Origin of the sequence: Frankia sp. AgKG'84/4 (assembly GCF_023242965.2) — a bacterium.
In the GTDB taxonomy this organism is placed as follows: domain Bacteria; phylum Actinomycetota; class Actinomycetes; order Frankiales; family Frankiaceae; genus Frankia.
Genome location: NZ_JALKFU020001282.1, coordinates 1 through 2,243, shown reverse-complemented (window position 1 = coordinate 2,243; position 2,243 = coordinate 1). Strand labels below are relative to the sequence as shown.

Annotated in this window: 2 protein-coding genes and 1 pseudogene; 2 read left to right on the top strand and 1 reads right to left on the bottom strand. The window is 74.1% G+C overall.

The features are described from left to right. A partial coding sequence (locus MXD58_RS29670) for a TAXI family TRAP transporter solute-binding subunit (protein WP_250611452.1) occupies positions 1-944 on the top strand: 944 nt, incomplete at its 5' end. A 180-nt stretch (positions 945-1,124) separates the two neighbouring features. Further along, positions 1,125-1,574 carry a pilus assembly protein TadG-related protein gene (locus tag MXD58_RS29665; protein WP_248841124.1) on the top strand — a complete coding sequence of 150 codons (450 nt, stop codon included), beginning with the start codon at positions 1,125-1,127 and terminating at the stop codon, positions 1,572-1,574. Here the strand turns inward: MXD58_RS29665 and MXD58_RS29660 are convergent. Further along, a pseudogene (locus MXD58_RS29660) lies at positions 1,516-2,243 on the bottom strand (hypothetical protein); the annotation flags it as partial. The gene MXD58_RS29665 and the pseudogene MXD58_RS29660 overlap by 59 nt on opposite strands.

The window sequence follows — 2,243 nt, the reverse complement described above, 5'->3', positions numbered from 1 at the left end:
TCGTGACCGTGTCCCGGCGACGCCTGCTGCTCGGCTCCGCGGCCGGCGCGGTGGCGGCGGCCACGGCGACGGCGGGGGCGACCGTCGCCTGCTCGACCGGCGACCGGCCGATCTCGATCGCCGCTGGCGAACCGGACGGGTTCTACATCGAGTTCGCGAACCTGCTGGGGCCGCTGCTGCACGCCCGGGTGGTGCCGACGCTGGGCAGCGTCCAGAACATCCGGGCGGTCGACGCCGGCTCGGCCGACCTGGCCCTGGCCCTGGCCGACGCGCTCGACGCGGCCCGTACCGGCGCGCCCGACTTCGGCCGCGCGGTGCGGCTGTCCGCCCTCGGCCGCGTCTACGAGAACTACATGCAGCTCGTCGTGCGCGCCGACAGCGCGGTGTGGTCGCTGCCGGACCTCGCGGGCAGGGTGGTGTCGCTCGGCGCGAGCGGCTCCGGTGCCGCGCTGTTCGGCGAGCGGCTGTTCGTCACCGCCGGGATCTTCCTCGGTCAGACGCGGCACCTGGCCCTCAAGGAGGCCGTCGCCGCGCTGCGGGACAACCAGATCGACGCGATGCTCTGGTCCGGCGGCGTACCCACCCCGGTCCTGGCCGAGGCGGACCGGCAGTGGGGGATCCGCCTCATCGACCTCGGCGGCTACGTCCCGGACCTGCGGGCCCGGTACGGGCGCTACTACAACCAGATCGCGCTGCCGGTCGGCACCTACCGCGCCACGGGCGCCGTGCGGACCGTCGGCGTCCCGAACCTGCTGGTCACCGGTTCGCACACGCCCGACTCCGCGGTCCGCAAGACCGTGCGCGTACTGGTCGAGCACGCCGGCCAACTGGTGCCCTCACAGGCCCGGGGCACCCAGTACCTCGACGTCGGCAACCTCATCAACACCGAGCCACTGCCGCTGCACCCCGCCGCCGCCGCCACCTACCGAGCGCTGCGCGGCTGACGCGTCCCGTCGCGGTGATCAGCCGGCGGGTTTCCGGCGAAATCGGCATTGCTCGTATGATGTGAACGCTGCGGGAGGTTGTTCGGCGCGAGACGCCGCCAAGCGGCGCCCAGTGGCTCGGAATGGGAGTCGCTCATGCCTCTGACCTGCGGCCCGCGAGCAATCCGTGCTGGTCGGACAATGCCGAGGTCGGCGGCCGGGGAGGTCGCCGATGGCGGCACGATTCTGATACTGACCCTTGGCTATCTGATGGTCGCGGTCATGCTCGTGATTGTCGTGACCGACGCGTCGGTGGTGTATCTCGCCCGGCGTTCGGTGGCGTCGGCGGCGGACGGCGCGGCGCTGGCCGCCGCGCAGCGCATCGACGAGAACGCCATCTACTCCACCGGCGGCGCACTGCACGAACTTCCGCTCTCCGACATCACCGACACGGTCAACCAGTACCAGCGGCAGGCCGATCCCAGCGGGCACACGACGCTGAGCTCCAGTCTCGTCGACGCGGGGACCGTGCGGGTGGAGGGGACGCGGGCGGTCGACCTGCCGGTCGTCGGCTACCTCGGCATCGGCCCGGTCACCGTGCGGGCTGGGGCGCAGGCACAGTCGGTGGTCCGCCAGCCCGCTGCACCATGACGCCGCGCGGGCCGGCGAGGCCGTGTCCGCCCCTCGGCAGCGCCACCGTGGGGCGGACGTCGACCTCCGGCTCGTGGTGCAGCCAGGGGGTGGTGGTGTCGACCAGGTCGTCCAGGCCCAGGCCGGTGCGCCGCTCCGCCAGGACCGACACGTCACGCACGAGCCGGGCCAGCCACTCCGCCGGACGGTCGGCGGACAGGGCCACCGCCCGCCCGGCATGGCTGGCCGCCTCGTGCCGGTCGGGAAACTCCCGGGCCAGCGCCGCCCGAGCCCGCGCCATGTGCACCGACACGACCATCCCCGTCTGGCCGGAACCGGCGAGCAGCGTCTCGGCGCGTTCCAGGTGCGGCGTGGCCTCGTCCGCGGCTCCCACCGTCGTCAGCGCCTCGGCGCAGGCGAGGGCCAGATCCACGGGGGAGTAGGTCTCCAGGGCGAAGCCGGGTGTCCCGAAGTGCGCGTCGTCGAGGCGCTCCATCGTCTGCCAGGCGCGGGCCACCGCGCTGCGCACGCCCGCGGCGTCCCCGGTCGCCGCGCACGCGCTGGTGACGACCTTGCCGGCGATGAGCGCCCGGGTCGGGCTGAGCCCGGCGATCCGCGCGGCCACCCCGGCGATCTGCAGCGCCACCGCCGGGCTGTGCGGGCGCACCATCCGCGCCCGCAGCGCGAGTG

Bases quoted from the DNA above. Each gene is read 5' to 3' on its own strand.
- MXD58_RS29665 (WP_248841124.1), top strand. From the start codon at position 1,125: ATGCCGAGGTCGGCGGCCGGGGAGGTCGCCGATGGCGGCACGATTCTG.